This window comes from Pantoea sp. Fr-CA_6 (genome assembly GCF_024520895.1).
Lineage (GTDB): Bacteria > Pseudomonadota > Gammaproteobacteria > Enterobacterales > Enterobacteriaceae > Pantoea > Pantoea agglomerans.
In genome coordinates this window covers 249,641-273,485 of the sequence record NZ_JALNPO010000001.1, presented here as the reverse complement: position 1 = coordinate 273,485, position 23,845 = coordinate 249,641, and the positions used below count along the sequence as shown (strand labels likewise).

The 23,845-nt window shown below is 57.3% G+C and carries 30 protein-coding genes; 20 read left to right on the top strand and 10 right to left on the bottom strand.

The features are described 5' to 3' along the window. Nucleotides 1-137 precede the first annotated feature (137 nt). The 16 genes from NR201_RS01300 to NR201_RS01225 all read left to right on the top strand — a co-directional run bounded on the left by NR201_RS01300 (nt 138) and on the right by NR201_RS01225 (nt 13,289). The gene (locus NR201_RS01300) at nt 138-1,154 is read left to right on the top strand and encodes a dipeptidase (protein WP_191923397.1); all 1,017 of its coding nucleotides are present in this window, start codon (nt 138-140) and stop codon (nt 1,152-1,154) included. Nucleotides 1,155-1,297: 143 nt separating this feature from the next. Beyond that, a complete protein-coding gene (pqqA, locus tag NR201_RS01295) occupies nt 1,298-1,369 on the top strand; it encodes a pyrroloquinoline quinone precursor peptide PqqA (RefSeq protein WP_010245082.1) in 72 nt (23 codons plus the stop codon). 54 nt (nt 1,370-1,423) lie between these two features. After that, on the top strand, nt 1,424-2,341 hold the full coding sequence (gene pqqB, locus NR201_RS01290) for a pyrroloquinoline quinone biosynthesis protein PqqB (RefSeq protein ID WP_256849284.1): 918 nt from the start codon (nt 1,424-1,426) through the stop codon (nt 2,339-2,341). Between the two features lie 3 nt (nt 2,342-2,344). Further along, complete coding sequence (pqqC, locus tag NR201_RS01285; RefSeq protein WP_010245074.1) at nt 2,345-3,100, top strand: pyrroloquinoline-quinone synthase PqqC; 756 nt, start codon at nt 2,345-2,347, stop codon at nt 3,098-3,100. A gap of 3 nt (nt 3,101-3,103) precedes the next feature. Continuing rightward, entirely contained in the window at nt 3,104-3,382 is a 279-nt protein-coding gene (gene pqqD, locus NR201_RS01280; RefSeq protein WP_010245072.1) for a pyrroloquinoline quinone biosynthesis peptide chaperone PqqD, read from the top strand. Then, nucleotides 3,345-4,511, top strand: coding sequence for a pyrroloquinoline quinone biosynthesis protein PqqE (pqqE, locus tag NR201_RS01275; protein ID WP_161939645.1), 1,167 nt, complete (start codon nt 3,345-3,347; stop codon nt 4,509-4,511). The genes pqqD and pqqE overlap by 38 nt, the downstream gene beginning before the upstream one ends. Beyond that, nucleotides 4,511-6,787, top strand: a complete 2,277-nt coding sequence (gene pqqF, locus NR201_RS01270) for a pyrroloquinoline quinone biosynthesis protein PqqF (protein ID WP_256849283.1) — start codon at nt 4,511-4,513, stop codon at nt 6,785-6,787. Before pqqE ends, pqqF begins: the two co-directional genes overlap by 1 nt. Before the next feature lie 114 nt (nt 6,788-6,901). Next, complete coding sequence (locus tag NR201_RS01265; protein ID WP_010245067.1) at nt 6,902-7,486, top strand: YceI family protein; 585 nt, start codon at nt 6,902-6,904, stop codon at nt 7,484-7,486. Between the two features lie 458 nt (nt 7,487-7,944). Continuing rightward, the gene (locus tag NR201_RS01260) at nt 7,945-8,925 is read left to right on the top strand and encodes a 6-phosphofructokinase (protein ID WP_187493065.1); all 981 of its coding nucleotides are present in this window, start codon (nt 7,945-7,947) and stop codon (nt 8,923-8,925) included. Between the two features lie 10 nt (nt 8,926-8,935). Then, nucleotides 8,936-9,250 (top strand): PTS sugar transporter subunit IIB, encoded by a 315-nt coding sequence (locus NR201_RS01255; RefSeq protein ID WP_010245062.1) that lies wholly within the window; start codon nt 8,936-8,938, stop codon nt 9,248-9,250. Beyond that, entirely contained in the window at nt 9,243-10,610 is a 1,368-nt protein-coding gene (locus NR201_RS01250) for a PTS sugar transporter subunit IIC (RefSeq protein ID WP_008925155.1), read from the top strand. The genes NR201_RS01255 and NR201_RS01250 overlap by 8 nt, the downstream gene beginning before the upstream one ends. Then, nucleotides 10,597-11,439, top strand: a complete 843-nt coding sequence (locus NR201_RS01245) for a class II fructose-bisphosphate aldolase (RefSeq protein WP_010670115.1) — start codon at nt 10,597-10,599, stop codon at nt 11,437-11,439. The genes NR201_RS01250 and NR201_RS01245 overlap by 14 nt, the downstream gene beginning before the upstream one ends. A 95-nt stretch (nt 11,440-11,534) precedes the next feature. Next, the gene (locus tag NR201_RS01240; protein WP_010245053.1) at nt 11,535-11,804 is read left to right on the top strand and encodes a hypothetical protein; all 270 of its coding nucleotides are present in this window, start codon (nt 11,535-11,537) and stop codon (nt 11,802-11,804) included. A gap of 9 nt (nt 11,805-11,813) precedes the next feature. Then, entirely contained in the window at nt 11,814-12,251 is a 438-nt protein-coding gene (locus NR201_RS01235; protein WP_010245049.1) for a PTS sugar transporter subunit IIA, read from the top strand. After that, nucleotides 12,248-12,871: an ATP-binding protein gene (locus NR201_RS01230; RefSeq protein ID WP_256849282.1), complete on the top strand. Its 624-nt coding sequence runs from the start codon at nt 12,248-12,250 to the stop codon at nt 12,869-12,871. Before NR201_RS01235 ends, NR201_RS01230 begins: the two co-directional genes overlap by 4 nt. Beyond that, nucleotides 12,840-13,289 carry a thiol-disulfide oxidoreductase DCC family protein gene (locus NR201_RS01225; protein WP_256849281.1) on the top strand — a complete coding sequence of 150 codons (450 nt, stop codon included), beginning with the start codon at nt 12,840-12,842 and terminating at the stop codon, nt 13,287-13,289. Before NR201_RS01230 ends, NR201_RS01225 begins: the two co-directional genes overlap by 32 nt. On the opposite strand, the gene NR201_RS01220 is transcribed toward NR201_RS01225, so the two are convergent. Further along, entirely contained in the window at nt 13,276-14,214 is a 939-nt protein-coding gene (locus NR201_RS01220; RefSeq protein WP_256849280.1) for a zinc-binding alcohol dehydrogenase family protein, read from the bottom strand. The genes NR201_RS01225 and NR201_RS01220 overlap by 14 nt on opposite strands. A 73-nt stretch (nt 14,215-14,287) precedes the next feature. Here NR201_RS01220 and NR201_RS01215 point away from each other — a divergent pair, with 73 nt between their 5' ends. Continuing rightward, nucleotides 14,288-14,779, top strand: coding sequence for a MarR family winged helix-turn-helix transcriptional regulator (locus NR201_RS01215; protein ID WP_010670119.1), 492 nt, complete (start codon nt 14,288-14,290; stop codon nt 14,777-14,779). 14 nt (nt 14,780-14,793) lie between these two features. Next, a complete protein-coding gene (locus tag NR201_RS01210; protein WP_033767197.1) occupies nt 14,794-15,693 on the top strand; it encodes a LysR family transcriptional regulator in 900 nt (299 codons plus the stop codon). Here NR201_RS01210 and NR201_RS01205 read toward each other — a convergent pair. The 5 genes from NR201_RS01205 to NR201_RS01185 all read right to left on the bottom strand — a co-directional run bounded on the left by NR201_RS01205 (nt 15,668) and on the right by NR201_RS01185 (nt 19,533). After that, nucleotides 15,668-16,477: a substrate-binding domain-containing protein gene (locus tag NR201_RS01205; RefSeq protein ID WP_010245039.1), complete on the bottom strand. Its 810-nt coding sequence runs from the start codon at nt 16,475-16,477 to the stop codon at nt 15,668-15,670. The genes NR201_RS01210 and NR201_RS01205 overlap by 26 nt on opposite strands. Nucleotides 16,478-16,487: 10 nt before the next feature. Next, nucleotides 16,488-17,795 carry an MFS transporter gene (locus tag NR201_RS01200; RefSeq protein WP_122888982.1) on the bottom strand — a complete coding sequence of 436 codons (1,308 nt, stop codon included), beginning with the start codon at nt 17,793-17,795 and terminating at the stop codon, nt 16,488-16,490. 323 nt (nt 17,796-18,118) lie between these two features. Next, entirely contained in the window at nt 18,119-18,829 is a 711-nt protein-coding gene (locus NR201_RS01195) for a helix-turn-helix transcriptional regulator (protein WP_256849279.1), read from the bottom strand. Between the two features lie 4 nt (nt 18,830-18,833). After that, on the bottom strand, nt 18,834-19,217 hold the full coding sequence (locus tag NR201_RS01190; RefSeq protein WP_010245033.1) for an amino acid-binding protein: 384 nt from the start codon (nt 19,215-19,217) through the stop codon (nt 18,834-18,836). Between the two features lies 1 nt (nt 19,218). Then, nucleotides 19,219-19,533 (bottom strand): antibiotic biosynthesis monooxygenase, encoded by a 315-nt coding sequence (locus tag NR201_RS01185; protein WP_010245030.1) that lies wholly within the window; start codon nt 19,531-19,533, stop codon nt 19,219-19,221. A 125-nt stretch (nt 19,534-19,658) separates the two neighbouring features. Between NR201_RS01185 and NR201_RS01180 the strand changes: the two genes are divergently transcribed. Continuing rightward, a complete protein-coding gene (locus NR201_RS01180; protein ID WP_179257538.1) occupies nt 19,659-20,552 on the top strand; it encodes a dihydrodipicolinate synthase family protein in 894 nt (297 codons plus the stop codon). Between the two features lie 19 nt (nt 20,553-20,571). Here the strand turns inward: NR201_RS01180 and NR201_RS01175 are convergent, their stop codons facing one another. The 3 genes from NR201_RS01175 to NR201_RS01165 all read right to left on the bottom strand — a co-directional run bounded on the left by NR201_RS01175 (nt 20,572) and on the right by NR201_RS01165 (nt 22,224). Continuing rightward, nucleotides 20,572-21,066 (bottom strand): ATP-binding protein, encoded by a 495-nt coding sequence (locus NR201_RS01175; protein WP_010245024.1) that lies wholly within the window; start codon nt 21,064-21,066, stop codon nt 20,572-20,574. A 322-nt stretch (nt 21,067-21,388) separates the two neighbouring features. Next, complete coding sequence (locus NR201_RS01170; RefSeq protein WP_010245020.1) at nt 21,389-21,628, bottom strand: hypothetical protein; 240 nt, start codon at nt 21,626-21,628, stop codon at nt 21,389-21,391. 266 nt (nt 21,629-21,894) lie between these two features. Then, entirely contained in the window at nt 21,895-22,224 is a 330-nt protein-coding gene (locus NR201_RS01165) for a cupin domain-containing protein (RefSeq protein ID WP_010245017.1), read from the bottom strand. A 139-nt stretch (nt 22,225-22,363) separates the two neighbouring features. Between NR201_RS01165 and NR201_RS01160 the strand changes: the two genes are divergently transcribed. Beyond that, nucleotides 22,364-23,002: an RpiB/LacA/LacB family sugar-phosphate isomerase gene (locus NR201_RS01160; protein WP_122888893.1), complete on the top strand. Its 639-nt coding sequence runs from the start codon at nt 22,364-22,366 to the stop codon at nt 23,000-23,002. A gap of 69 nt (nt 23,003-23,071) precedes the next feature. Here NR201_RS01160 and NR201_RS01155 read toward each other — a convergent pair whose 3' ends face one another. Continuing rightward, on the bottom strand, nt 23,072-23,836 hold the full coding sequence (locus NR201_RS01155; RefSeq protein ID WP_010245009.1) for an ABC transporter ATP-binding protein: 765 nt from the start codon (nt 23,834-23,836) through the stop codon (nt 23,072-23,074). Between the last annotated feature and the right edge of the window lie 9 nt (nt 23,837-23,845).

The window sequence follows — 23,845 nt, the reverse complement described above, 5'->3', positions numbered from 1 at the left end:
AACCTGACGCGCAAAAGTGACAATACCCAGCATGACCAGCATGACCAGCATGACCTGCGTGGCCCTGCGTGCGCTCTGGTTTGGTGAATCCGCCGGGCAGGGTTAGCATGGTCGCCTGTTTATTCGGGTGGACTCTTATGCTGATTTTTGACGGTCACAACGATCTGTTGCTTAACCTCTGGCTGCATCATCGCGATGCGCCCGCGCAGGCGTTTTATCAGGGGATTGAACGGGGCCACCTCGATTTTCCGCGCATTCAGCAGGGCGGGCTCGGCGGTGGGTTGTTTGCGATCTTTGTGCCTCCGCAGGAGTACATTGCCCGCACCGTTCCGGCACGTGCCGACGAGCCGTTTCAACCGCTTCAGATCATGTGGCAACAGCTTGAGATCCTGCAGCAGCTGGCCGATGCATCAGGCGGGCGGGCACGACTCTGCCGCAGCCATGACGAGATCGCCGCCTGCCGCGCCGCAGGTGTACTGGCGATGGTGGCACACATCGAAGGTGCTGATGCGCTGGATGAGGAGGGCAAGCAGCTGCACGCCTTCTGGCAGGCGGGGGTGCGCAGCATCGGGCCTTTCTGGAATCTGGCCAGCCGCTTTGGTGAAGGCGTCAGCGGCACCTTTCCCGGCTCGCCCGACACCGGGCCAGGCCTGACCCGCGCCGGAGAGAGGCTGATTCAGCAGGCGAGTGACCTGAAGATGATGATTGACGTGTCGCATATGAATGCAAAAGCCTTTTGGGACACCGCCCGGCTCTCCAGCGCGCCGCTGGTCGCCAGCCACTCCAACGCGCATGCTCTCTGTCCGCAGCCGCGTAATCTGACGGATGACCAACTGGTGGCAATCCGCGACAGCGGCGGTCTGGTCGGCATTAATTTCGGCAACGCTTTTCTGCGCGCCGACGGTAAACGCGACGCTGACACGCCATTAACAGAAATTGTTAAGCATTGTGATCACTTGTTGAAGATAATGGGCAGCGACCATGTAGCCTTTGGCTCTGATTTCGACGGGATTACCCCACCTGCTGCGCTGGGCGATGTCAGCGGATTGCCGCGATTGCTCGCCGCTTTTCAGGAAGCGGGCTATGATCAGACACTGACAGAGAAACTGGCATGGGGAAACTGGCAGCGGGTTTTACATCTGACCGGGCTGTGATAACAATTTCCTGATGTTCCGGGCTTGATCCCGACGCGCCATTGGCGCAACATCTGCCTGGAAATTGTGACGGCGGTCTCATTCAATGCCGGTCACACTGATTTCAGGCAGCTCATTTACTGTTAACCAAGAGGAAGTAACTCATGTGGAAAAAACCAACTTTCGTTGATATGCGTCTCGGTCTGGAAGTGACTCTCTACATCTCCAACCGTTAATCGTTCTGCCCGCCCTCTGAGCGGGCATTTTTTTTCAACTTCTGGTTTTCCTCTATGTTTATCAAAATCCTCGGTTCAGCCGCGGGCGGCGGGTTTCCGCAGTGGAACTGTAACTGCGCCAACTGCCACGGCGTGCGTAACGGCACGATTCAGGCCCAGGCACGCACGCAATCGTCGATTATCCTCAGCGATAACGGCGAAGATTGGGTGTTATGCAACGCTTCACCCGACATCAGCCAGCATATCCTGCATACGCCAGAACTGACCCGCAAAGGGGTGTTACGCGGCACGGCGATCGGCGCGATTATCCTTACCGACAGCCAGATCGATCACACCACCGGGCTGCTGAGCCTGCGTGAGGGCTGTCCGCATCAGGTGTGGTGCACGCCGGAAGTGCATGGTGACCTCAGCACCGGCTTCCCGATATTTCCTATGCTCACCCACTGGAATGGCGGCTTACAGCACCGTCCCATTGCGCCACTGACGCCGTTCAGCGTCGATGTCTGTGGTGATCTTCAGTTCACCGCAATTCCGATTATCAGTAATGCACCCCCTTACTCGCCGTATCGCGACCGGCCGCTGCCGGGCCATAACGTGGCGCTGTTTATTGAAAACCGCGCGAATGGCCAGACGCTGCTCTACGCGCCAGGCCTGGGCGAGCCGGATGCGGTGATCCTGCCGTGGCTGCAAAAAGCGGATTGCCTGCTGATTGATGGCACCGTCTGGCAGGATGATGAGCTGCTGACTACTGGCGTGGGTCATAACACCGGCAAGGCGATGGGCCATCTGGCACTGGCGGAAGAGCAGGGGCTGATGGCACTGCTGGCGTCGCTGCCGGCAAAACGCAAAATTCTGATCCACATTAACAACACCAATCCGATCCTTAACGAGCAGTCACCGCAGCGTCAGTTTCTGACGGAGCAGGGAATAGAGGTGAGCTGGGACGGAATGGCGATCCACCTTCAGGGCTAAAACATGCAGATCACTGACACGCTGTCGCCGCAGGCTTTTGAACAGGCCCTGCGCGACAAAGGCGCTTACTACCATATCCATCACCCGTATCACATCGCGATGCATAACGGTCAGGCAACGCGCGAGCAGATTCAGGGCTGGGTGGCGAATCGCTTCTATTACCAGACCACCATTCCGCTGAAAGATGCGGCGATCATGGCCAACTGCCCCGATCCGGCTACCCGCCGTAAATGGGTGCAGCGCATCCTTGACCACGACGGCAGCAACGGCGAAGAGGGCGGCATTGAGGCCTGGCTGCGGCTGGGCGAGGCGGTCGGGCTGACGCGCGAAGAACTACTTTCAGAGCAGCATGTGCTGCCGGGCGTGCGCTTCGCGGTGGATGCATATATTAACTTTGCCCGCCGCGCCAACTGGCAGGAGGCAGCCTGCAGCTCACTCACCGAGCTGTTCGCCCCGCAGATCCACCAGTCACGGCTCGACAGCTGGCCGCAGCACTATCCGTGGATCAAAGAAGAGGGCTATTTCTACTTCCGCAGCCGCCTGGGTCAGGCGAACCGCGATGTGGAACATGGCCTGGCGCTGGCGCTGGAATATTTCACCACCGCTGAGACGCAGAACCGCATGCTGGAAATTTTGCAGTTTAAGCTCGATATTTTATGGAGCATGCTGGACGCCATGACCATGGCATACGAGCTGAAACGTCCGCCTTATCACACCGTGACTGATAAAGCGGCGTGGCACACCACCCGACTGGTATAACAGATGAATGAAAACTCGATTGCCGCGTTTCGTCGCGGCTACCGTATGCAGTGGGAAGCCGCCCAGGATACTCATGTGGTGCTCTATCCCGAAGGCATGGCGAAGCTGAACGAAACCGCCGCCGCCATCCTTGAGCTGGTGGATGGCAAGCAGGATATCGCCGCGATTATCGCAACGCTGGATAGCCGTTTTCCGGAAGCGGGCGGCGTGGGTGCAGACGTTTTAGAGTTCCTGCAATCAGCCTATGAACAGAAGTGGATACAGTTCCGTGACCCCGCATAAACCTGACGTGAATCCGCCGCTCTGGCTGCTGGCCGAGCTGACCTATCGCTGTCCGCTGCAGTGTCCCTACTGCTCCAACCCGCTGGATTTCGCCCAGCAGGAGAAGGAGCTGACCACCGAGCAGTGGATTGAGGTGTTTCGTCAGGCGCGGGCGATGGGCAGCGTGCAGCTCGGATTCTCGGGCGGCGAGCCGCTGGTCCGTAAAGATCTGCCGGAGCTCATCAAAGCGGCGCGCGACCTCGGCTTCTACACCAACCTGATCACCTCGGGCATCGGCCTGACGGAGAAGAAGCTGGATGCGTTCAGCGAGGCGGGTCTGGATCATATCCAGATCAGCTTCCAGGCGAGTGACGAAACCCTGAATGCGGCGCTGGCCGGTTCGAAAAAAGCGTTTCAGCAGAAGCTGGAGATGGCGAAAGCGGTGAAAGCCCACGGCTATCCGATGGTGCTGAACTTTGTTCTGCATCGCCATAACATCGACCAGATCGACAGGATCATCGATCTCTGCATTGAGCTGGAAGCGGATGACGTGGAACTGGCGACCTGTCAGTTCTACGGCTGGGCGCAGCTTAACCGTGAAGGCCTGCTGCCCACCCGCGAGCAGATCGCCCGCGCAGAGGCGGTGGTGAAAACTTACCGCGAGCGGATGAGCACCACCGGCAATCTGACCAACCTGCTGTTTGTGACGCCAGACTACTACGAAGAGCGCCCTAAACCCTGCATGGGTGGCTGGGGCGCCATCTTCCTCAGCGTTACGCCAGAGGGCACCGCGCTGCCGTGCCACAGTGCGCGTCAGCTCCCGATAGAATTTCCCTCAGTGCTGACGCAAAGTCTGGACGATATCTGGTATAACTCATTCGGCTTCAACCGTTATCGCGGTTTTGACTGGATGCCAGAGCCATGCCGCTCCTGTGATGAGAAAGAGAAAGATTTTGGCGGCTGTCGCTGTCAGGCTTACATGCTGACCGGCAATGCCGACAACACCGATCCGGTCTGCAGCAAATCACCGCATCACGGCAAAATCCTTGACGCCCGGCGTGAGGCGGATTGCAGCGACATTAAAATTGGTCAGCTGCAGTTCCGTAACCGCAGCAACTCACAACTGATCTATAAAACACGGAACCTCTGATGAAAACGCGTTGCCTGGAGATAAACGGTCTGACGGTTGAACTGGTGCATCAGCCCGATGCCAGCCAGGCCGCCGCCCTGATTCAGGTGGGCGCGGGGAGTCACGACGAACGCGATCGCTGGCCCGGACTGGCGCATCTGCTGGAACATCTGCTGTTCACCGGCAGCACCGGCTGGCCTGATGAGGGCCGGTTGATGAGCTGGATTCAGACGCAGGGTGGCAGGGTTAACGCCACCACGCTGGCCCGGCGCAGCGCGTTCTTTTTTGAGGTCACGCCGTCGCTGCTGGCTGACGGGCTGGCGCGGCTGCAGGATATGGTCTGCCATCCGCTGCTTGATAATCAGGCGATCGGCCAGGAAGTGGCGGTGATTGATGCGGAATATCAGCTATTGCAGCGTCATCAGCCGTCACGCATTGAAGCCGCACTGCTGCACGCCGCCGCGTCACCTGCGGAATTCCACCGGTTCCATATTGGCAGCCGGGCGAGTTTTGGCGACGAGCTCTCTGCACTGCAGCGGGCGTTGCGCCAGTTCCACCAGCGCTACTACTACGCCAGCAATATGCGGCTCTGGCTGCAGGGGCCACACTCACTGGATGAGCTGGAGCTGCTGGCGCGTAACGTTGCTGCCGCGTTGCCCTCCGGTCAGTGGCGACAGGATCTGCCACCGCCGCAGCTGACCAGCGATACCTGCTGGCAGCTGGCAGAGACCGCACCTGGGGCGCTATGGCGCAGCTGGATACTGGATAACAGTGACGGTGTCACGTTATGGCGTGAATTTCTGCTGGATGAAGCACCCGGATCGCTGCTGGCTACCCTTCGTGAGCAGGGGCTGGCAGAGTCGCTGGAGCTGAAGTGGATCTATCAGGCGGGAGGCGCGCTCTGGCTGGCGCTGGGCGTTGAAACGCATCAACCCGAAACCGTTAATGTCTTGATCGACCGTTATCTGGATGCACTGCGCCAGACGAATGCGCCACAACATCAACACTATCACCAGCTGGCGCAGCAGCGATTTGTGACACTGTCACCGATGGAGCAGTTACGCCAGCGCGCAATCGGCTTTGCGCCAGATGAAGCCGTGCCTGCGTTACAGCCGCTGCTGGCGCGTCTCACCGACGCGCCGGGCACGCTACTGTTCTGCACGTCGCACCCGGCTGAGGAAACCCTTCAGACGCAGGGATTCAGCCTTGCGCTGACCGCCTGGCAGCCAGCCCCGTCTGAGGCGCTACCTCCGGCGAATTTCACATTCTATCCGTTCGAGACCGCCTTAACGTCTGAGCCGCTGCCCGCACAGGCGGTGGCATTGCCGCATCATCAGCCTGACGACCTGCAGGCGACGCTGATCCTGCGACCAGAGTTCTGGTCAACGTTCACCGAAGCGGCAGGCGAAGCGCTGGGGCGGCGGTTACGTCCGCTGTTTGCCGCGTTGCGTCATCAGGGCGGCAACGGCAGCTGGCAGGAAGTGGAGGGCGTGTGGCAACTGACGCTACAACTGACGCCGGATGAGGCGGTGGCTGACCGGGCGCTGAGCCAGATCGTCGCCGCACTGACGCTGCCGGTTGAGGCGGCGCAGCCTTCTTCGGGGGAAAGCATCGCGATTCGTGCACTGCTGCGGCAGTTGCCCTGGCAGCTGGCCGCCACCATTACGCCACATTGCTGGCGGGCGGCGCTGAAAGGCGGCAACGCGGCACTGCATTCACTGATTGCCCGGCGGCTGAGCGCACTGTCGCTACCGGTTAATCCTGACACGCCGCCAAAGCGCATGACGACACAAACCGGTATGACGCGCCTGCCACACAGCAGCGCGGACAATGCTCTGCTGCTGTTTATCCCGCTGCATCGACCTGAACAGCTGGCGGCGCTACGCGCGCTGGCGCTGATCTACGAGCCGCGCTTTTTCCAGCGCTATCGCGTTGAGCAGCCTATCGGTTATGTGGTCAGCAGCCGCTATATGCGCTGTGCCGATGAAGATGGGGTACTGTTTGCGCTGCAGTCGCCCGATTACAGCGCGCTGTCACTGCTGCGCTACTGCCGCAACTTCCTGCGGTCACTGAACGAGACGCTGGCGGGTTACGATCTGGCGGCACTGAAAGCGCGTCTTCTGAGCCGGGAAGTGGAGCAGCCACTGGCGTGCTTACGCGCTGACAATGGCCTGGCAGAACCGGATGCGGCGCAGATTGAGGCGCTGACACTTGCGGATCTGCAACAGCTTCACCGCACGCTGATTCAGGATCGCCGCCGCTGGCGGGTGCTGTTCACCGGCGGTGAAAATGTGTAGCGCCCGGTATAAAGTTGCTGAATTTATTTGAAAATTACCGACAAATCTCTTCACTGTCTATTCCGGGCGAACTGGACCACACTCAATTCACTTTGTCCGCATAAGGAATTGACCGTGAAAAACTTCAAACGTATTGCACTGCCCCTGTTAGCCGCTGCCACCCTCTACGCCCCGTTGTCTCAGGCTGAGGCGATGCACTACCAGCTGAATCCTGAGCATACGTCGGTGATTGTTGCCTGGAACCACTTCGGCTTCTCAAACCCTACCGCTGATATCCCTGATGCAACCGGTAACCTGGTGTTTGATAAAGATCATCCAGAGGCATCACGCGTTGACGTGACCCTGCCAGTCAGCAAAATAGACAGCCACGTGGCTGCGCTGACCAAAGAATTCAAAGGCGCTGAGTACTTCGACACCGCTAAATATCCGACTGCGACCTTCCACAGCACCAAAGTGGTGGCGAAGGGCGACAACAAATTTGATGTTGAAGGCAACCTGACCCTGAAAGGCATCACCAAGCCAGTTACGCTGCACGCGACGCTGAACAAGCAGGGCGAGCATCCGATGGTGAAAAAGCAGGCGATTGGTTTTGATGCCACCGGCACCATCAAGCGTTCTGACTTCAAGCTGGACAAATATGTCCCAGCGGTAAGCGACGAGGTCACTCTGACTCTGTCTACTGAAGCCTACGCCAAGTAAGCTTTTTGGGACGTAGCGGCTTGCTGCTACGCCCCTTATTCGTTTTTTCTGCGCCTTCTTCCCCTCTGAAATCTATTCTGCCCGCCTGTTTATCTGCCATAAAATAATCCGGATATCTCCTCATCAACTATTTTCTGAACGCTTTATCTGGCCCGGAACCGGGAAAAATGAGGCGAAAGTCACAAATTTGCAACAGCACGGAATAAGCCACTCTGTGCCGCTGTGTGGCGAAATAAAATTCAGATGTCTTCTGAAATAACTCATTGATTTATATCGTTTCACTCTAATCGGCCTTCCCGCGAATAGTGTGATTTTGATCTCAAAAACCGCCGTTCAGACACCCCTGTCAATAACTCCGCCCAAAAAATACCGCTCGTAACTGTGATCTCCTCTGCAAATAGCAACCCCACGAACCGGAAGAATGGCCCTCAGCAGATTAAGCCAGCGAGGTGAGGGAAATGCGAATTGGAATGGTGATCAGTGGCGGTGATGTAACCGGCATTAATAATTTTGTCTTCCAGTTAGGGCGTCTGACGCAGGCGGAGATCGTGATATTTGATGGTGGCATTCCCGGCCTGCTGGCAAATAACCATCGTGATATCAGCCAGCGTGATCTGCTCGACTTTTCCATCGCCTCAATTCCGGTTATGCAATCGGGACGTACGCAAAAGAAACTGGTGCGCAGCGAATATGAATGTATTGCCCGCCAGCTGAAAAGCGCCCGTATTGAAGTGTTAATTATGGCGGGCGGAGACGGGTCGCTGCAATTTCTCCATACCCTGTCGGAGTCTGGCGTTAATTGTTTCGGCGTCGGCATGACCATCGATAATGATGTCTTCGGCAGTGATTACACCCTGGGTTTTTCCACCGCCTGCGAGCAGGTATTAAAAGAGGTCGCGAAACTGCGGAATACCGGGCGCGCCTTACCTGGCCGGGTATTTATGCTGGAGTTACTCGGCGGCTACTGCGGCGAATTAACCCTGCAGTCGGCGATTAAATCCAATGCGGACATTGCGCTGATCCCGGAGTGCCAGATTCCTTTGCCACAGCTGGCGCAGCGCATCACCCAGCGACTGGCAGAACAGAACAGCGTGATCATTCTCTGTTCAGAAGGCTACACCCGCGAATATTCGCCCGGTTTTCAGGGGGCTATCGACACCTTAATCAAACAGCTTGAGCCGCTTATTGGCGTACGCGTCCGTAAAACTATCCTCGGTTACGGGCTGCGGAATGGTGATCCCACCTGCGAAGAGATTTATCAGGGCACCATTATGGCCAGTGAAGTGGTGCGTTGTATTCAGTCAGGCATGCGGAATAAAGCGGTCATTATTAACGGCAGCAATAAACCGATTCCGATTGATTTAATAAGCATGCAAAAACGCCTGGTCGATATTGACGGGCACCATTACAAACTCGCTAAACAACTCAATATATTGTGAGGAGAAAACCATGCTGAAAATATTATGTGTCTGTGGTTGTGGCTTAGGATCCAGTTTTGCGATTGAGATGAGCGCAAAAGCGGTTTTAAAAAAACTGGAGATTGAGGCCGATATCGATCACACCACCATTTCAGAAGCGAATGCCTTTAAGTCGGACATGATTCTGACGCAAAAAGCCTTTGCCGATGTGTTAAATGCCGACGCCAGTCCGGAGCAGATTAAGCGGGTCATTATTCTTAACCGGCTCACCGATAAAGCGGAAATAGAGCAGAAGATCCTGGCTTTTTTAAAAGAACGCAACGTAAAGGTCGCCGCCCATGAATAGTGTGATCGACTTCCTGGTAAAAGATCTGCTGGGGCAGGCGTCTATTCTGATCGCCTTTATTGCCCTGATTGGTCTGCTGCTGCAAAAGAAATCCGCAGGCAAGGTGGTGGAAGGCACCTTTAAAACCCTGCTCGGTTTTTTAATTATGATGGCGGGTATCAATATTATTGTGGGAACCCTGACGTTCCTCAATACCATTTTTACCCACGGCTTTGGCATGCGCGGCTATATCACCGATGTTGCCGCCATTGCCGGGCTGGCTAACCGTGAGCTGGGGTCTGAAGTGGCACTGACGCTGCTGGTGATCTTTATCGTCAATATCATCATCGCGCGACTGACGCCCTTTAAGTACATCTTCCTCACCGGCCAGGCCCTGCTGTGGATGGCGACGATTGGCGCGGTGATTGGCTATAAAGCGGGGCTGACCGGTCTGCCGCTGATCCTGACCGGCGGTATCTTTGGCGGGATCATGGCCGTGGTGATGCCTGCGCTGGCGCAGCCGGTGGTACGACGTATTACCGATTCAGACGACGTTGCCCTGGGTCACTTCTGCACCATTGGTTATCTGGTCACGGCGGCGGTCGCCAAAGTGGTCGGCAAAGGATCGCGATCCACTGAAGATCTGAAGCTGCCCGATAACTTCAAGTTTCTGCAGGATACCTATCTGTCGATGGCGCTGGTGATGGTGCCGATGTATCTGATCCCCGCCGTGGCGGCCGGACCGGCGTTCATCGCCCAGTACAGCAACGGCATGAACTACCTGATGTACGCCTTTATGCAGTCGATTCAGTTCGTGGCCGGAGTCTTTGTGCTCTACAGCGGCGTTCGTCTATTGCTGAACGAGCTGGTGCCTGCCTTCCGTGGTATCGCCATGCGTGTCGTGCCGGATGCCAAACCGGCGCTGGACTGCCCGGTGATGTTTCCCTATGCCCCGAACGCGGTGATTGTTGGCTTTCTCGCCACCACGCTCGGCTCGATTGTCGGCATGCTCGTCTTCCCGATGTTTGGTCTGGCGATGATCCTGCCTGGCCTGCTGACCAACTTCTTTGCCGGTGGCACCGCCGGGGTATTTGGTAATGCCATGGGCGGACGGCGCGGCGCGATGATCGGCGGCTTCGTCCACGGCCTCTTTATCACCATTCTGCCCGCCATCCTGGTGCCGATGCTGGAGAGCTATGGCTTCACCGGTGTGACCTTCAGTGACTCAGATGTCATCAGTACCGGCCTGGTGCTCGGCCACGCCTTCCAGAATAACTGGCTGTTCGTTGCTCTGTTTATTGCCTTTGTTACCGCGCTTGCCTGGTTTGTTAATGGCAAATCCACAAAACCTCAAGAGGAAAAAATCCATGAAACTTTATAACTTCGCCGATCTGTTACAGCTGGCTAAACAGCGCGACTTTAAAGCGGTGGGTTCTTTTAATCTTCACTGCCTGGAGATGCTGCCCGCCTATTTTAAAGCGGCAGAGAAAACCAATAGTCCGTTAATGATTCAGATCTCCACCGGCACGGCGAAATATCTCGGCCATAAATTACTGGTCGATGCCATTAAATCGCTGTCAGAGAGCATGAACGTCCCGACCTGTCTGCATCTCGATCACTGTTCCGATTTAGCGGCGATTCAGACAGCGATTGATGCCGGATTCAGTTCCGTGATGTATGACGGTTCCCATCTGTCAATTGAGGAGAATATTGCCAATACCCGCCGGGTGATTGATATGGCGCGCCCGCACAATGTTTCGGTAGAAGCCGAACTGGGTGCGATTGGCGGCTCGGAAGATGGTAAATGTGTGGAGATGGAGGCGATTGCGTTTACGCCGGTGGAAGATGCGCGCCGCTTTGTCGAAGAGACCGGCGTCGATATGCTGGCGATCTCCATCGGCACCGTGCATGGGCTTTACACCGGTAAAGCGCATATTCAGCATCAGCGGCTGGCAGATATCACGGCGGCAACCCACACGCCACTGGTGCTGCACGGCGGCACCGGCGTCAGCGATGAAGATATGCGGCTGGCGGTCAGCAGCGGTATTGAGAAGGTCAATGTCGGCACCGAAATGAATGTTCAGTGGGTGGCGCAGTGCAAATCGACCTTTGAAAAAGGCAAGGTCAATGACAGCGTGCGTAATTTCCTGGTGCCGGCCAATGATGCGGTAACCAGTGTGCTGGTAGAGAAGATGCAATTATTCCGGTAATCGCCCGTTTCGCCATCACCGGCTTATTGCGTCAAACCTTTTATAATTACCTATTAATCTGAGCCACCCCGACATGCTACGGGGCAGGAGAGCCTATGTTTGGATTCTTAAAAAAGTCTCCGGCTGTGGAACAACCCAGCGAGCAGCAGCAGGATCATCTGGCGGAATTAAGTCGCGAGAAAATAACGCAACTGGAGCAGCAGCTGGCTATTAATCCGCGTGATGGCGAAACGCAAAAACAATTAATGCTGGAATATAACCGGGCATTAAGCTTATTTGCGAAAAGCCGTCGCTATCGCAATGAAATTGATGCGCTGTTTGTCAAAATCGATGAATTACGCAATGTGGTTCGCCAGTCGATTTAAGGAGAGCTGATGACGATTAAGCAGTTATTGCAAGAGGCAAACGCCATTCAGATTGGTATCGACGCCACGGACTGGCGTCAGGTTATCGCGCTGGCTGCCGAACCCCTGGTCAGTGGCGGCTATCTCGATGCTTCTTATCCTGATGCGGTCATTGCCAATACGCTGGCCCATGGCGCTTACTACGTGTTTGAAGAGGGGATCGCCATTCCCCATGCGCGACCGGACGCGGGGGTGATCCGCGACTGTTTCAGTATGATTCTGTTGAATGAGCCGATCTCGTTTGAGGGCAGTGACAAAGCGGACATTGTGATTATGTTTGGTGCGCGTGACAGCAATGCCCATATCGAAGAGGGGATCCGCGCGATTGTGTCGCTGCTGGAAGATGAGGAGACGCTGGTCCGGTTACGTCAGGCCAGCAGTGTCGCGGAGGTCATCGATATCTTATGACGCAAAACATCCCCCCCAAACGCGTGGTGCTGGTTAACGGTATTCCGGCATCGGGTAAAAGCACCCTGACGCGCGTGCTGTCACAACAGTTTGGCTGGCCGGTGCTGACGCTCGACAGCCTGAAAGAGCCGTTTATGCACGCGTTTGCGCCGGTCGATCGCCAGCGTAACCGGCAACTGGGCTGCGCGGCCTATCAGGCGATCTGGAACATCGTCGCGCAGGCTCCCGCCAGTCAGATCTGGCTGATCGACGCCTGGTTTGGGTTCCAGCCCCGTACGCTGCTGGAGCAGGGACTGAAACAGGCGGGCGTGGAGGAGGCGCTGGAGCTGTGGCTGAAGATTGAACCGGAAGCGGCGGTGGCGCGCTACCAGGCGCGGCTGTCGCAGCGGCTGCCGGGCCATCCGGGTGCGGAGTATCTGCCGGAACTGCGCCAGCTGGCACAACAGGCCACTCCGATGACGCTGGGCACGGTGTATGAGGTTGATGCCTGCGCCCAGGATCACGCTGCCGTCATTCACTGGCTGCAGCAGCAACTGACCAGAACCCGCTACACTTCAGTTCATCATCAGAGGAGTGAGGAGTTGCAGGATGTCGTCGCCCCCTTATCTGCAAACCGGTGAAAGCGCCGTGCTCTACGACGGTGTCTGTAAGCTGTGCAACGGCTGGGTTCAGTTCCTGCTGCGTCACCATCTGGCGCGGCAGGTCCGTTTTGCCTCAGTGCAGAGCGAGCAGGGCAAAGCGTTGCTGCGCTGGGCCGGCATGCCGGAAGAGAACATCAGTACCATTGTCTACATTGCCGATAACCAGCACTGGCTGCGGGCACAAGCAGTGTTCCGCGTGATGCAGCACCTGCCGGCCCCGTGGCGCGGGCTGGCGGTGCTGCGCCACTTTCCCGACGCGATCAGTAATTTTGCCTACGACCGCATCGCGTTAAACCGCTATAAGCTGTTTGGGCGTTACAGCGCCCAGCACGCTATCCAGCCCGATTATCCTGGTCGATTTCTGCATGAGGTGGAGCAGACGGTCACGGAAGGGTAAATACCGTCCGGCAACGGCTGTCGTCGCTCTGCCATTCCTCCGCGATATCACTTAATGGACGCGACCGGAAAGGAATGGTAAAACCGTGCGGTCCGGCGGCCTGCAGCATTTCCCCTATTGAGGCGATCAGTTCACGGTCTGGCACACTGCCCAGCCCGCTTCCCATCAGTGTTAGCCCGGATGAGCGCAGCAGCTTACTGTGCAGGGAAATCTCCTGCCCGCTCAGCGAACCAATCTGCACAAAGCGCACGATTTTTTCGCCACCCCGAACCGCCGCAGTCATGATTGCCAGTGCGCTCTCACCCCACAGATAATCCAGTACTACATCAACGCCCTCTGCCATCAGGGCGGGGAGTTCGGTGGGCAGCGCATCCAGCGTCAGAGTGATATCAGCACCCTCATTGTGCAACTGCTGCAGCGTTTCTCTGTTACGGCCGGTGGCAATGATTTTGCCTGCACCCAGCGCGCGGGCAATGCTGATCGCCAGGCGACCCGAAGTGCCGGTCGCGCCATTGATCAGCACGGTCTCGCCGGGGCGAAGTGCGGCCCGACGGGTCAGCGCTGTCCAGGAGGACATGCCCGGATTCGCGAGAGCTGCTGCCAGCACCGGATCAAGGCCAGAAGGCAGTGGGATGATGTGTTCTCTAATGACCACCGTCCGCTCGGCCATACTGCCCGAGGCGGAGTCAAAAGCCAGAAAGTAGACATCCTCGCCGTTGTCGAGGTAGCCCGTTCCGTCAATGCCCGGAATAAACGGGAATTGCGAAACGGCGCTGTAGTGGTTGCCCGCCGCCCGGGCTTTCGCCAGCTGGCTGAGTGCTGCGGCTCTGACGGTGATCCGCTGCTGATGCTCACCGGCCTGGGGTTCCGGTCTGTCACCGTAGTGAGGTTTTGCGCCTGCCTGATCGATTATCGCTGCTTTCATGGTTGGTCTGCCTTCTGTCTGGGAGTTATTAGGTGTAAAGTACACACATTATTCCTGCCTCAGGATGGCGTCAATGAAAAGTGTGCAAAATACACATAAATACGATGCGCTGCATAATTGTCTGCTGACGATTGCAGGCGCGCTTAACCGCCCCCAGCGCGATATGGCGATGATTAAAGCGGCGGGTATTGAACTGGATCGGGCGCTGTTTCCGCTGCTGGTTCAGGTCAGCCGGTTCGGGCCGATCGGCGTAGGCGAACTGGCCGATCGGGTGGGGCGTGACTACAGCACGGTCAGCCGTCAGGTGGCGAAACTGGAGGAAACCGGGCTGGTCGTGCGGCAGAAAAATCAGCAGGACAAAAGGATTAACGAGGCAGCCATTACCGCAGATGGCCGGGCGATGACCGATAAAATCGATGCGCAGCGCGTGCAGGTCTATCAGCGCGTTTTCCGGCACTGGCCGGACAGCGATCGCGAGGCGCTGGAGCAACTGCTCAGCAGATTTGTTACCGATTTTACCCTCACGGAAGGTGACGAAAATGATGACAAGCATGATGCGGTTTAAGGGAAGAGGGATTTATGCCGGTTAATTTCGATCTCAACGATCTCTATGCGTTTCGCGCGCTGGTGGAGTTTGGCAATTTTCGCCTGGCGGCAGAATCGATCTGTCTCTCACAGTCGGCGCTGAGCCGCCGGATAGATAAGCTGGAAACCTCGCTGGGGATCAAACTGTTTGAGCGTACCACGCGCCGCGTCACGCTGACCCTGAAGGGGCATGCGTTTGCTCAGCGCTCGGATAAGTTGCTGGCTGATTTTGAAGAGGTCATGGCCGATCTCAGTGAGGTGAGCTTAGCACGCACCGGCCTGATCACCGTGGCCTGCGTGCCGTCAGCCGCCTACTATTTTATGCCCAACATTATCCGGCTGTTTCAGGCGCGCTATCCCCGCGTACGAGTCAAACTGATCGACAGCAGTGCGGCTAACGTTTATGACGCGGTGATTGGCGGTCAGGCCGACTTTGGCATCAGTTTTTCCAGCCGCTCGCAGCCGGATGTGCATTTCCAGCCGCTGATGGATGATCCCTACGTGGCGGCCTGTCGGCGTGACCATCCTGTAGCTGGCAAAAAGAGTCTGAGCTGGCAGGCGTTTTATCAGTATGAATGGGTCGGGCTGGATAAAACCTCCGGCAATCGCAACCTGCTGGATCAGGCGTTGCAGGCGATCATGCCGGAGAAACCCTGTATCTGTGAAACCCGGCACGTCACCACCATGCTGGGGATGGTTGAGGCGGGGCTGGGCATTGCTGCCGTCCCCGCCATGTCGATGCCTGGCTACGATCACGCCCTGCTGATGGCGGTTCCATTGACCGATCCGCAGGTGAAACGCACCGTGGGTCTGCTACGTAAAAATGGCCGGACGCTGTCGCACATTGCGGGCGAACTGGAGAACCTGATTATTGAACAGTATCAGCGTCTCTGACCGGTTTTGACGCTTTCACGGTGTGCAGTCCGCTGGCGTGCACCGCCTGTTGTGCTTCAGAAGAGGCGAGCCAGCGCAGCAGCTTAGCCGCCTCATCCGGCTGCGCTGACTTGCGCACCACGGCACCGGCGAAGCGGGTGGTGTATTGCAGCTTGTCCGGCAGTTCGCCAATAAAAGTGACTCCTGGCACCGGCAGCAGCTCACTGACCTGCTGAAAGCCGATAGCGTATTTACCGGCCGCGACCTCTGAGGCCACCGGGATGCGCTCAACCTTCACCGCTTTCCCCTTAACCTGATCTTCAATGCCCAGGCGGCTGAACAGCTGGCTGCTGACATACTTACCGCTGGCGCTGTCAGAGTAGGCGATGGAGCTGGCGTTCAGCAGAGCAGTACGCAGCGCGCTTTCGCTGCCGATCTTAACCGGCGTGGCACCCTGTCTGATCACCGCGCCGATGCGGGAGTCTGCCAGCTCAACCCGTGAACCCGGCAGCGTCTCGCCCTGTTTTTGCAGATCGCTTAGCGCATCGCCGACCATAATCACCACATCGGCCGGTTCACCGCGCGCCAGTCGGGCCGGAATCGCCTGCGGGGTTTTGCCCATAGACGGACCGGCGACGGTGTTGATAGTGATCCCTTCACGCTGGGCGAAGCGGGGCGAGAGCGTATCCCACGCTGCTTTAAACCCGCCGGAAATCATCACCGTCAGCTCTTTTGCCTGCGCCGTGGCGCTGCCCGCCACGCTGAACAGCAGAGCAGCGTACAGCGACATCGTTTTCAGTTTCATTTTACGTTCCTCAGCTAGCGGTTTCATGGGCAGGTGATACGGCACTGCGTGTACGACGATAGAGGTAAAGTGTTGCCCCCAGGGCGCAGACTGCGGCAAAACTCATCCAGTAGCCTGGCGAGGCTTTATCGCCGGTCATCTCAATCAGGCCGGTTGACATCACCGGCGTAAACCCGCCAAACAGCGCAGTTGCCAGGCTATAGGCCAGCGAGAAGCCCGCCACGCGCACTTCCGCTGGCATGATTTCGGTCAGCGCCGGGATCATCGCGCCGTTGTAGAGACCATAGATCATTGAAAGCCACAGCAGCACGCCCAGCATCATCGAGAAGCCCGGTGCGGCGGCCAGCATGCTCAGAGCCGGATAGGTGGTGACTATTGCCAGCAGGGTCATGGCGACCAGCACAGGCTTGCGACCAAAGCGGTCGGAGATCGCACCGCCAATCGGCAGCCAGATAAAGTTCGATACCGCCACCAGCAACGTCACCAGCAGGCTGTCAGAGGCGCTGAGCAGCAGCACTTTCTTGCCAAAGGTCGGCGCGTAAACCGTAATCAGGTAAAACGCTGTCGTGGTCATTGCTACCATCAGCATCCCGGCAATCACCACCTGCCAGTTGGCGAGCAGGATGCGGAACACCTGCTTCACATCGGGATGGCTGCGACGGTTGTTGAACTCCTGGGTCTCTTCCAGCTTGCGACGCAGCAGGAAGATAAACGGCACAATCAGGCAGCCAAACAGGAACGGAATGCGCCAGCCCCATTCACGGATGGCGCTCTCTTCCAGCACCGCGTTGAGGATAAAGCCCATCGCCGCCGCCACCATAATCGCGACCTGCTGACTGCCCGACTGCCAGCTGGTGTAAAAGCCCTTTCGGCCTGGTGTGGCGATCTCTGCCAGATAGACCGACACGCCGCCCAGCTCTGCACCGGCGGAGAAGCCCTGCAGCAACCGACCGATCAGCACCAGCAGCGGCGCCCACAGGCCAATACTCTGGTAAGAGGGGATCAGTACGATCATAAAGGTGCCTGCCGCCATGATGGAGAGCGTGACGATCAGCCCTTTACGACGACCGACCTTATCGATGTACGCGCCCAGCACTACCGCGCCAATCGGGCGCATCAGGAACCCTGCGCCAAATACGGCAAAGGTCATCATCAGTGAGGCGAACTCACTGCTGGCCGGGAAAAAGGTATGGGCGATGTAGGTGGCATAGAAACCGAACAGGAAGAAGTCGAACTGTTCGAGAAAGTTGCCTGAGGTAACACGGAATATTGCGCCAATCCTGGCGCGGTGAGTCATGGGTGAGGTTGTCTGCATCAGTAACTCCAGTAAGGTTTGACGCTTTTTGCCGCGCCTGTCACTGAAGAGTGGATCAGCGCCCGGCGCTAAATAAGTGCAAAAAGGGCATCGATTAATGTGCCAGCCGCATGATTGCCAGGCGTTATCACTTAAAGTGTTTCGCATTCAACAGGTTAAATGGCGGGATGGTTTTTTTGTGCCTGTTAGTGGGTCTGAGAGGAGTTTGCGGAAATGTGACAGATTTCATAAGCGTGTTGCAGGTGAACAGGCGGAATCTGGCTTGTCTGAGGCCATCAGCGCAGAGTCTGGCGGCAAAGAGGGTTCAGAACGCAGGTAGCAAGGCGTCAGGGAAAGGTTATGCCAAAAATCTGATGTAAATGTCGGACGCCCGCTACGGTAAACACCACTTCACGGTAGCCAGGCTGCCGGGTTAGCCAGCCTTGCGTTTCAAAGGCACTCAGCAGTGCTGCACCCGCGTAGCCGCCGAGATGGAACCGGCGCTCACTCCAGTCGAGACAGCCACAGCAGGCTCTGCGGCGTCCGGGTTGGGACAGATCAATCTGCAACGCCGCAAACTGCTGCAGACCCAACAGGGTGACAGCGCTGCCTTCCGGTGTGATCCAGCCCTGTTGCGCCATTGCGGCATAGATCTGCACTGCAATATCACCGGCCAGATGGTCGTAACAGGTGCGGGCGGAGCGAAGCGATGTCGGGGTGGTGCTCGCCGGCGCGGCAATCCGTCGCCACGACACGCCCATCATGTTCTCAATCAGCGCAGCGATGTCACTGCCGGTCAGTCGGTAATAACGGTGACGCCCCTGCGCCACGCAGACGATCAAGCCGCTGGTGATCAACCGGTTCAGATGGGCGCTGGCGGTTGAGGGCGCCACGTCGGTGATGGCACTGAGTTCGGTGGCGGTCCAGGCGCGTCCATCCATCAGCGCGGACAGCATCTTCACCCGTGACGCATCGGCCATTGCGGCGGCGACGCCCACAATCGCATTCTCAAGTGCTTCGCTATCGTCAGGTGCGTTATGCGGTTGTGGAGTTGCCATCAGATTACAGTGCCCATTCTGTGGTCAGCCCGGCGGCTGATCGATTGTTATCGGTAATCAGGATCAGCTGGTTAGCGTGATCGCTGTATTGCACCAGGATGTTGATTCCGGCATCGGCAAGGCGTGCAGTGATCGCCCCCAGCTCGCCGGGACGCTGTTGCGGTAACCTGCGAATAAGCGGGACGTTAACTGCCTCGACGGCGATACCTTCTGCTTCAAGCACGGCCCGCGCCCGTTCGCCTTCCTCAACCAGAAAATGAGCGTGGCTCTGTTCACCAAAGGAGAACAGGCCGCCGCCTTCCAGGCCAATCCCATGACGGCCCAGCAGCGTGGTGAGCCGGGAAAGTGTGCCTGGACTATTTTGCAGGATGACATGAATATCGAACATGTTAATTTACTCCCTGTTGTGAGGCATATTCTCTGATCAGCGTGACGATGCGAAGACGGTAACCGGCAAAAAGGGTCTCGCGGCCTTCACGCTGTGCGGCCTGGTGACAAAGGTTGCGCTTCCAGGCCAGCACCGATTCTTCATCGCGCCACCAGGAGAGCGAGAGAATTTTTTTCTCATCGGTCAGGCTTTGAAAGCGCTCAAGAGAGATAAACCCGCTGTTTTGCATCAGCAGCGGTTTAAGGTCGGCAGCCAGTTGCAGGTAACGCATCTGGTGTTCGGGTCGGGCTTCGGCTTCAAATAGTACGGCAATCATCGCTATCCTCCTTTGGGTGATAGCGCAAAAATAGCGGGCGGGGCGGGTTGATGCTTCGGCCGGTAACGAAATATGGCTGCAGGGGCGACCTCCAGCCGGTGCAATCTTGTAATGGAGCAGATGATATGTTCAGCGGACTCAGTGCGTTCCCCCTTACTCCCTTTGCGGCAGGCAAGCCCGATGAAGCGGCTTTTTTGCGGCTGCTGCGCAGGCTGACTGATGCAAAAGTCGATTCCCTTGGCGTGCTGGGGTCCACCGGCAGCTACGCCTATCTCACCCGCGCGCAGCGCAGGCGCATCGCAGGACTGGCGGTGGAACATGCAGAGTCGATTCCGGTGATGATCTGCATTGGTGCGGTGGGCACTGACGAGGTGCTGGCGCTGGCGGAGGACGCGCAACAGGCGGGCGCGGCCGCGTTATTGCTGCCGCCGCTGGGTTATCAGACGTTGAATGAAGATGAGGTGTTCACGCTTTTCGAGACCGTAACGCGACACGCCTCGGTGCCAGTCTGTATCTATGACAATCCCGGCACCACCCATTTTACGTTTTCCGATGCGCTGCTGAGCCGGATCGCCGCACTTTCCGGTGTCGGGTCAGTGAAAATTCCTGGGGTACCGGCGGAGCAATCTGCGGCTAACGATCGCCTCGCTCAGCTGCGCGGCACGCTGCCAGATTCCGTGTCGATTGGCGTCAGCGGCGATGCTTCTGCCGCCAACGGGCTGATTGCGGGCTGTGATGGCTGGTATTCGGTGTGCGGCGGACTGTTTCCGCGCGTTGCAAAAGCGATGACCGAAGCGGCGGCCGCAGGCGACCATCAGAGCGTCAGGGCGCAGTCCGATCGCCTGCAGCCGTTATGGGCGCTGTTCCGCCAGCATGGCGGCAGTTTCCGGGTGATCAGCGCCGCGGCGGGGCTGCTGGGACTGACCGAACGCGACTGCCTGCCGCGCCCGCTGCAGCCGCTCTCCGCGGCGGACTGCCAGCAGATTGCTGACGTGCTCGCGGCACTCGACCTCTCTTAAGATCCCGCGCCAGAAGGCATTAACCGTGGCGCACCAGGTTAAAGCCTTCTTCCTCCTGCGGCGCTTCGAAATAGCGGGTAATCAGCGCGAACTGCTCGTCCGTTGCGGCAAAGGCGTGTTCGCCGCCCTGATTTCGGGCGTGCAGGCGCGATTTACACAGCGCATCCGGTACGTCCAGATAATGCAGGCGATGGTCGGCAGAGGATGCCTTAATCACCGACATCATCCAGTCGCGATTCGCCCGGGTGTTGGCAGGAAAATCGAGCACCACCGACACCCCTGCGTTAAGCAGCGCGACCAGATGAGGCGTCATCGCCTTTCTGAGTTTTGCCGCATAGCGCACGTAATCGGCCACCGACTGCATCTCGTCCTGATAAAGCGCGGCGAGCCACTGATCCTCGCTGATCACCACGCAACCGGGGGCGGCGCTCAGCTCCGCCGCCAGCGTCGATTTCCCGGAGGCAATTTTTCCACACAGCAGATGCAGCGTGGCGGGGGCAAAAGTCATGGTCATATCACTCCTGTGTCAGCCTGATAGTGAACCGCGCGCATTACGCGAAGGGAAAGTAAAGCAGGTCTCGCCGAAGCGGGATTCAGGCTAACAAAACAGGGGAGAGATAAGCAATGAGAGGCATAAAGTTGCTGGTGAGTAAAACCCGGATTTACCGCGCGTAACAGTCTCTGCTGCTGCGGGCTTTACTGCATTCAGCAAAAACCGCGGCTTTCGCTGGGCATGTTGACACGCCTGAACGGGGAAGTGCGGTCAGGCGTTGAGTGCAATATCAGATACGCTTTCAGAAAGGGGTGAATCGGCGCTGAACAGCTGGCAACTGACTTCATTTTTGTGCCATCAGCAACGTCAGCAGTTCGCGGCAGCATGCCTCTTCTTCTGCACTGTCTGCGGATGCCAGGTGGCGCAGCAGTTCCATACAGCTTTTTTCCTTGCCCGCTTCCAGTAACTCTTCGATCAGAAAGTTGAGTTTGTCCTGTTCAGACACGGCAAAGGATGAACTAAACTCATTTTTGACCGGGCCACTGTGATTCACCGGCAACGTGAGGGTGTTTTGCATTGGCATAATATTGTCCTGTTTCGGGTTAAAAAATGTTCGGCGATTGCTATTAAACTTATACAACGATCCGGAATTTGTACAGAAATCTGCCCGATTGATTTTCAGGACGAAGCTAAGCGCAGCGCGGTTGCGGCGTAAATGTCAGCTAATCATTAAGTTAGCGGGAGAAGGAATTTCAGAAAAATTCTGCGGGCCTGAAGCCGGATGCGGAGACGGGAAAAACCAGGTCAGTCCTGCGTCAGGTCAGCAGGCGGCCCACCGGGCCGCCTGCATTATTTAGCGGTCAGGAAATCTTCGCGCTGCGGTGTAAACGTATCCAGTAACGTGCCCGCCTCAAGACAGACACAGCCATGAACCACATTGGGCGCTTTATAGAGCGTATCTCCTGCGCCCACCTCACGCGTTTCACCATTGATGGTGAAGGCAAAACGTCCGCTCAGCACATAGGTCAGCTGCTCGTGGGGATGGTGATGCAGCGGGCCGACAGCCTCTTTCTCAAAAATCACTTCTACCGCCATCATGGTGCCGCCGTACGCCAGCACGCGGCGGGTCACGCCGTTGCCCAGATCTTCCAGTGGTCGCTCTTTATGGTAGATAAACATCGCAATCCTCCTGCGGTTGCCCCTGCTGCGGTGACCGTTTTGTGATGGATCTCACAGCACTCGGGTGAATTAGTTTATGCACTTTAGTGGTTTTTCACTAAAATGAAACGGTGTTTCAATTAATTTATAAGGGTAGATCATGAAAATCGCGTTAATGATGGAAAACAGCCAGGCCGCTAAAAACGTTACCGTGCTGAAAGAACTGGAAGGCGTCGCACAGCCGCTGGGCCATCAGGTCTTCAACGTCGGTATGAGCGATGAGCAGGATCACCACCTGACCTATATTCATCTCGGCATTCAGGCCAGCGTGTTGCTCAACAGCCAGGCCGTGGATTTCGTGGTCGCGGGCTGCGGCACCGGGCAGGGCGCGCTGATGTCGCTTAACATTCATCCGGGCGTTGTCTGCGGCTACTGTATCGATCCGGCGGATGCCTACCTGTTTGCCCAGATCAACAACGGTAATGCCTTATCTCTGCCGTTCGCCAAAGGCTTTGGCTGGGGCGCTGAACTTAACCTGCGCTTTATCTTTGAAAAAGCCTTCACCGGCGAGAAGGGCAATGGCTATCCGCCAGAGCGTAAAGAGCCGCAGGTGCGTAATGCCGGTCTGCTGAATCAGGTCAAAGCTGCCGTGATCAAAGAGAACTACCTCGACACGCTGCGCACCATCGACCCTGAACTGGTGCGTACTGCCGTTAGTGGCCCACGCTTCCAGCAGTGTCTGTTTGAGCATGGCAAAAATCAGGAAATCGTCGCTTTTGTGCGTCAGCTGACCCACTAACGCATCCGGGGTCATAAGGCCGGTCTGACCGGCCTTTTTTATTCTCTCTTTCCCGACATCAGCTGAACGTCAGCTCTGTTGCGCCAGCGCCGGATTGTAATGACGACTCGCCTCTACCAGCATCCGGGTGTAGGGCATCGCGGCCCGGTCGGCCACCAGCGTCGGCACATCCAGCGTCTCCAGCACCTTGCCCTGTTGCATAACCGCTACGCGATGGCAGAGGTGCGCCACCACGCCGAGATCGTGTGTCACCATCAGATAGGTCAGGTTCTCCTGCTGCTGCAGATCGCTGAGCAGATTGAGGATCTCAGCCTGCACCGAAACATCCAGCGCGGAGGTCGGCTCATCAAGCAGCAGCACGCGCGGCTCTAAAATCAGCGCCCGGGCAATCGCCACGCGCTGACGCTGACCACCGGAAAGCTGGTGCGGATAACGCGTCTGCCAGGCACGATTCAGCCCGACCTTATCCAGCATCGCCACGACGCGCTGCTGGCGCTGCCCGATACCCTGAATCTGTAATGGCTCTTCAAGGATATCGCCCAGCGTGTGACGCGGATGCAGCGAGCCATAAGGGTCCTGAAACACCATCTGCACCTGACGGCAGCGCGCCCGATCGATGCGGTGCGCCAGTGGCTGGCCATCAATGGTCAGCTCTCCCTGCCAGTGATTAAACAGGCCCGCCAGACACTTCAGCACCGTGGTTTTACCCGAGCCTGACTCACCAACCAGCCCGAAGATTTCACCCTGTTTAACCTGCAGGCTGACGTCGAACAGCACCTGATTACGGCGACCCTCTTCACCAAAACTCAGGTTGAGATTTTTCACCTCAATCATCGTAACTCC